The following is a 5,728-nucleotide window of genomic DNA, read 5'->3' as shown; positions in this document are numbered from 1 at the left end:
GGAAAGGGCGTAAGCGCATTGTTGCGGATGCGGTTGTCGATGAAGGTGCGCGGGGGCTCTGCCAGCTCCAGCTTGCCCAGGCTGTGCTTGACCGCGATCTCGAAGCCGACGACGGCGCTGAACAAGAGCTCGTTGTCAGCATCCAAATAAGCGTCAATGACGCAGTGTTTAACCGCCTTCGGCTGCGATCTCAGGCAACAGGTCGAAGCCTTGTTCCCGGAAGTGCTGGTTGATCGCAAAGGCGCGGTGGACACCGAGCCGGCGCATGACTTGGAAACTGCTGCAATCGACCAAGCTCAGGTCACGGCGACCTGAAGTCAGCACGGCATTGACGGCCGCGGCGTGATCCTGTTCAGTGACCCACCGACATACGACAACGGGTAGAATGGCGTCGTTGAACTCACGGACCGCACTGACACCAAGCCGCGCCTGGATCAGTGCAAACGACTCCACCAGCACGTAATTGCTGGTGATCAGCGCTGTCGTACTTGCGGGTGACAGAACAGTTGCCCAGGTTACTCGTACCCTAGCGTGTGCCCGATCATCGCGGTCCAAGATCGCGTAGAACGCCGATGTATCGATGAAAATCACTGACCGAAGGCGTCCGCGAGATACTCGTCGTGCCGTTCGGCGATATCCTGTTTGCTGGAGGCAAACCTGCCCGTGGCTTCGATCGCACGGCGGCAGCGCTCAGAAGGGCTCGTTTCCGGCTGGTTCCCGATCCAGGCGTTCACGGCGCGGCGAACCAGTTCGGACACCGACGCATGCTCACGGGCCGCTCGCCCACGCAGCATCTCGACTTGCTGCTCGCTGAGTTGGACCTGCATTCGAACCATCGTCTATGCCATCATTCAGCCAAGAATGATGGCATGATAGCACCCATCACCGCCGAGGGCCACTTTAGTGGCCCAACCTACCAGCTTCAGCTGGTAGTGGTTGAGTCAAGGAAAAGGAACGGGCGAACCATAAGAAGCATGGAATTAGCCTTGGCGAGGCCCGGCGCATGTTCGATGGTCCCGTTCTGACCAGGGTTGATGACCGCGAAGACTACGGCGAAGTGCGTGATATCAGCCTTGGCCTGCTCTCGCCGGATGCACCGCTGGTGGTGGTTCACACAGCGCGTGGCGAGAGGACCTGCTTGATATCGGCGCGCAAGGCCAACCGTCGGGAAAGGAAGATTTACTATGACTCTCTCAAAAGAATGCTTAAAACAGATTGAAGTCCTCCGGGACGAGGATATCGACTACTCGGATATCCCGGAAACTGACGAAGCTTTCTGGGAAAAGGCCGAATTGCGGATGCCCAAGCCCAAAAAGGGTATCTATCTGCACCTGGATCAGGATTTGCCGGACTGGCTCAAAGGCTAGGGTCCAGGCTACCAGACACGGATCAACGCAATCCTGCGTGGCTCTTTGTGGATTTCGGACTGCCAACAATCATGGAAGGGGACCACCGGACCTTTTGGAGTGCGGCGGCAACCTAACCCCGATGTTTACCGGAATTTACAGCGCTGGGCATAAGTGGGGGGTCGGCCCAAGTGGCACAATCCTGCCGCCGCTTTGGATTCGCCGAGGTAAAGGTGTTGCGACCAGGGGAAAGCGCCGTCGCCGCGGCGCGGGTGGAACCTCGAGAGCCCGGATTCTCAGCAAACGCCGCTGGTATCTCCCGTGGCTGAGGTTCGATGCGGTCGCGCCGCTTTGCCGGCGCACTCCAAAGCAGTCCGGAATCCATAAAGAGCCTCTCCAAAATGTCAAGGGAAAAGCAAAACCATATCAAATCAAGCAACTGTTACAATTGATAGAAATCCACAACCTTCATATCGGGGAAGAATGATGAAAGATTACCACATCAATATTTTTTATAGCGAAGAGGACGAGGGATATATCGCTGATATTCCGGATTTAAAGGCATGCTCCGCTTTTGGTGAAACGCCGAATAAAGCCCTGGCGGAAGTGTTAACAGCCAAGGAAAGCTGGTTGAAGACTGCAAAATTGAACGGTAAGCCGGTTCCTTTACCCGAATACAGGCCGGTCATTTATCAAGTTGCATAGATGTCAATACTTGGATATGTATGCTCCATTTTTTGTTCGCCAAGAGCTAATAGGTGAACCTTAGTTAAAAGTAAAAATAATTAAAAGAAATTAAAAGGACACCCATTTTGCACCAACACGCGGATGCCGTGCTTGCCCTGTTGGAAGAGCCGGTATTTGTCCTCAATTCCCCCTTTCGTGATACGTCCCCAATTTCCCGCGCTGATCAGGCCGCGGGTAACGACGCTTGTAGTACCGGGATGACCTTGACAGGTATCCTAGCCTGTGCTCGACTCGGTATCAAAATCAGTACATAAAAGCGGACATGAACAGCATTCCGGCCCAAGAGATCAAGCGTCGTGGGATATCCGCTGTCGACGAAACGCTATGCGATGGGCCTGTCCACATCATCAAGAACAAGCGCCCGAGCTATGTGGTGTTCACTGAGGCAGCCTTTGCCGAGCTGCAACAGGTTCGGCAGGAGGCGGCAAGGGAGCACTGCGTGTGTCGCTAGTGGACCTCGAGGTCGGTCGAACGAACTACTGCGAGGATGCGGATGCGTGAGGTCCAGCGCGGGCTCTGCGAGGCCAAGGGGTTGGTCCGCATGGCAACGGACTTCGAGGATCTACCAGACGATCTGATGGAGCACTATCGTTGAGAGTCCTGCTGGACACCCAGCCTGCTCTGGCCGGTGACCGACGACTCACGGCCGTCGGATACCGCGCGAAACACCTTGAAGATGGCATAGACGGAGTATCCCTAGCGATGAGCGCTTTACTGACGCCACTCGCCCTAGAGCAAGAAGCTCCTCCTCTGCACCGAGACGCACACGGAGTGATCCGTGTCGCCCAAACCCGGGTGACGCTGGAAAGCGTCATCTCCCTCTTCGAGCAGGGTGCGAGTGCCGAAGAGATTGCCCTGCGTTACGACGCACTGGACCTGCATGAGGTTTACGCGACCCTCAGCTACTTCCTCGGCCATCGGCAGGAGGCGCAAGCATACCTGGACCGGACGCGTCAGACGTCGCTCGCGGCACGTCGCAACGCGGAACGCCGTTTGCCCGTGACGCAGATACGCGAGCGTCTGATCGGATACCGGAACCGCGTCGATGCTCAGTCTGCTGGCTGACGAGAACCTCGATGCGAACATCCTGCGCGGAGTCCTGCGTCGCTTCGACGGCATCGACGTCGTTCGCGTACAGGATATCGGCCTTACCGGTGCGGACGACCCGACAGTTCTGGCTTGGGCCGCTGATTGGAGTCGGGTGCTGATCACCCATGACGTCGAGACAGTGACGCGATATGCCTGCGAGCGCGTGGATGCCGGTCTGCCAATGCCGGGCGTCATAGAGATCGTCGCGTCGGCTCCGATAGGCAAAGTCGTAGAAGACCTGGCATTAATTCTCGAATGCCTTGGGGACGACGACTTGGACGACCAGGTTCTCTACATACCGCTGTAGGGCGAGTGCCCGCAGAGCGATTCGCCATCATTCCGCCTACCAACGAGGAGGAACCGCTACGCGGACCCGCAGCGTGCATTGGGCGACCTGATCCCATTCCCTTGCCGCAAGATTTCGTGGTACGTCCCTATTTTCTCCTATTTTCTCCGTCCCTATTTTCTCTCTATCCAAATCCACCAATGGTTACTTCCAATCCCACCCAATGGAATTCAGGCTTACTGGGCTTGATAGTGATGTTGATATTGATGAACCACTTCTTTGCAGTCCGTTGGAACCGCTTCCTGCTGGTGGTCTTCAAACATCCAAGCGATAGAATCTACCCAATACTCGCGCTGTTGCTCGATCCAACCATCCGACTTACGTGCTGCGATCCAGGAATTGAGAAAATTCAAGAAGTCCGGATCCCCCTTCTTGGCGACGGCAAAGCCGGAGGAATAGCGGTAACGGGCTAATGGCTTCTCGATCACTTGTACGTTGAGTGATCCACGTATCTTTTCGGCGATGATGTGAGGGAGAGGCAGGGTGCCTAGATACATGTCTATTTTCTCCGCGTCCCCCTTCTTCGCATCGAGGAACAACTTAGCGATCCCCTCGACCTTAGACTCGACCTTGATGTCCTTAGTCTCGAAAAATCCGCCTTTGCGAGCGAAACCCTCTGATACTGTCTCTTTGAGCACCGCCAGCTTGTGGTTTCTGCTTTTGAGCTCATCGAAGTGCTCGATACCACCGATGGAATCGAGATTCACCAGCAACCCAAGGGTCGATTCTGCATAAGGAATACTGAAGTTCACCTTACGTGCACGCTCCGCCGTGATTGACATACCCGAGACAATGATGTCGACCTTCTTCTCTTGCAGCGTGGGAATCAGCTGGTCCCAGGGTTTGATTACGAACTTCGGCATTTTGCAATTGAAATCACAGGCTAAGCGGCGTGCCAGTGTGACCTCCAAGCCTTCCAGTAACTCGGGATCACACTTGTCTACTGCGTTGCTACTTTCGGTATTAGTGCCTTGGATGCTGTCGTCGCGGCACCTCGCCCATGGTGGGAATAATGAGATCCCGACTCGCAGCGGCTGCTTGTAGTCCTCATCGAGCTGCCCGCAGTCCGTGTCGGAACCAGAATACGACGGTGACGCCATACTCGCGAGCAACAAGGATAGCGATATAACCGTGAGGATATGTCGAAACGGGCTCTTGACCGCGGACCACATTCGCATTGGGGGTCTCCGTAGTTACTACTCAAATAGTAAATCATCGACCGGCGCAGCGGACGGTGACGAGTGATGATTGCGCTCGAGTATTAGGGTGTTGTCGATCCTATCTGATGTTAGGATTTGCACAGTGATTCTTTGCTGCTGTATTCCTGGTTTTCTTTAATAAAATCCTGCGCCGCCGGATGCAATTCCAGATAGGCCTTTTCCTCATCGACCAGATCGCTCCAAGTCATCTTGCTGAAGAGTCCCAGTGCCCTCTTTTTGACATAGTCGCAAACGGCGGGCATTGCGAATTTAAGCTGTTGCATGAGATATTTTACGTATAAAGCATCCGTGTCTTTCCGTGTGACGATCAGCGCCCGCACCCCTATCGCTGGTATCCGGTCTTCCTTATTCATGGCGCTGGTGGGCAAATTGTCCTTGAAGTCCAGGGCAGCAATTTTACGGCGCTCGATTCCTTGTTTTTTCCACTCGTCCCAGGTTTCCTTATCTGCCTCAATGGGTGCCTCAATGGGAATAAACCGCCAGCAATCCTTCGGCCAAGACCCATCAGACCCCCCTCCGGATTTCTGATCATTTTGGACATGACGCTTTGATTTTCGGCCTTCAGGGTTAAAAGGAAGGGGGCAAAGCTCTTTGATGAGCTCGTGTATCAACTTGGCGTTGTTGGCGATGGAAATAAAGATAGCGCGTGTCGCCCCACCGATAAAGGACTTACGGCCACGCACGTCGAACATGTAATGACGCAGATCGTAACCGAGCCCATGGGAGTCTAGCTCGTTGTTACGACGTGATGGATCGATTCTGCGTTTCGTCTGACTCAGCACCCGCAGCGCCAGTGGGCGAGTGCCCGAACCCGGTGCACCGAGATCCACCGGGTGTTTGTGTTTGTAGAGATCTTGCAGCGTCTGTATTGTAACGTTCCGTGTTAATAGATACAGCGTTTCCGGGTAGTGGCTAATGTATAAGTGATAACATGACCAACGGTACTGGCTACTATGTCCCCTCTCCCGCCGGGAGAGGGG

The 5,728-nt window shown here is 54.8% G+C and carries 9 protein-coding genes and 1 pseudogene; 6 read left to right on the top strand and 4 right to left on the bottom strand.

Annotation, left to right across the window (positions count from 1 at the left end; genetic code table 11):
• Window positions 1–168: 168 nt before the first annotated feature.
• Both BQ17_RS16900 and BQ17_RS16895 read right to left on the bottom strand, forming a co-directional pair.
• Complete coding sequence (locus BQ17_RS16900) at window positions 169–591, bottom strand: type II toxin-antitoxin system VapC family toxin (RefSeq protein WP_089729067.1); 423 nt, start codon at window positions 589–591, stop codon at window positions 169–171.
• Window positions 588–827 (bottom strand): ribbon-helix-helix protein, CopG family, encoded by a 240-nt coding sequence (locus BQ17_RS16895; RefSeq protein WP_218068328.1) that lies wholly within the window; start codon window positions 825–827, stop codon window positions 588–590. Before BQ17_RS16895 ends, BQ17_RS16900 begins: the two co-directional genes overlap by 4 nt.
• A 131-nt stretch (window positions 828–958) precedes the next feature.
• On the opposite strand from BQ17_RS16895, the pseudogene BQ17_RS24395 reads away from it, so the two are divergent.
• The 6 genes and pseudogenes from BQ17_RS24395 to BQ17_RS16865 all read left to right on the top strand — a co-directional run.
• Window positions 959–1,219, top strand: a pseudogene (locus BQ17_RS24395) (BrnT family toxin); the annotation flags it as partial.
• The gene (locus tag BQ17_RS16885; RefSeq protein WP_089729061.1) at window positions 1,185–1,367 is read left to right on the top strand and encodes a hypothetical protein; all 183 of its coding nucleotides are present in this window, start codon (window positions 1,185–1,187) and stop codon (window positions 1,365–1,367) included. The pseudogene BQ17_RS24395 and the gene BQ17_RS16885, both read left to right, overlap by 35 nt.
• Before the next feature lie 462 nt (window positions 1,368–1,829).
• Window positions 1,830–2,051 carry a type II toxin-antitoxin system HicB family antitoxin gene (locus BQ17_RS16880; RefSeq protein ID WP_256091656.1) on the top strand — a complete coding sequence of 74 codons (222 nt, stop codon included), beginning with the start codon at window positions 1,830–1,832 and terminating at the stop codon, window positions 2,049–2,051.
• A gap of 304 nt (window positions 2,052–2,355) precedes the next feature.
• Window positions 2,356–2,544 (top strand): hypothetical protein, encoded by a 189-nt coding sequence (locus BQ17_RS16875; protein ID WP_439645679.1) that lies wholly within the window; start codon window positions 2,356–2,358, stop codon window positions 2,542–2,544.
• Between the two features lie 140 nt (window positions 2,545–2,684).
• Window positions 2,685–3,158 carry a DUF433 domain-containing protein gene (locus BQ17_RS16870; RefSeq protein ID WP_089729058.1) on the top strand — a complete coding sequence of 158 codons (474 nt, stop codon included), beginning with the start codon at window positions 2,685–2,687 and terminating at the stop codon, window positions 3,156–3,158.
• Window positions 3,139–3,489 (top strand): DUF5615 family PIN-like protein, encoded by a 351-nt coding sequence (locus BQ17_RS16865; protein WP_089729056.1) that lies wholly within the window; start codon window positions 3,139–3,141, stop codon window positions 3,487–3,489. The genes BQ17_RS16870 and BQ17_RS16865 overlap by 20 nt, the downstream gene beginning before the upstream one ends.
• A 215-nt stretch (window positions 3,490–3,704) precedes the next feature.
• Here BQ17_RS16865 and BQ17_RS16860 read toward each other — a convergent pair whose 3' ends face one another.
• The gene (locus BQ17_RS16860) at window positions 3,705–4,643 is read right to left on the bottom strand and encodes a transporter substrate-binding domain-containing protein (protein WP_176722489.1); all 939 of its coding nucleotides are present in this window, start codon (window positions 4,641–4,643) and stop codon (window positions 3,705–3,707) included.
• A gap of 173 nt (window positions 4,644–4,816) precedes the next feature.
• A partial coding sequence (locus tag BQ17_RS16855; RefSeq protein ID WP_218068327.1) for a TAXI family TRAP transporter solute-binding subunit occupies window positions 4,817–5,728 on the bottom strand: 912 nt, incomplete at its 5' end.

Origin of the sequence: Candidatus Thiosymbion oneisti (assembly GCF_900092655.1) — a bacterium.
GTDB lineage: Bacteria > Pseudomonadota > Gammaproteobacteria > Chromatiales > Chromatiaceae > Thiosymbion > Thiosymbion oneisti.
Note: the sequence above shows the minus strand (reverse complement) of the source record. Positions and strands in the feature narration are given on the sequence as shown.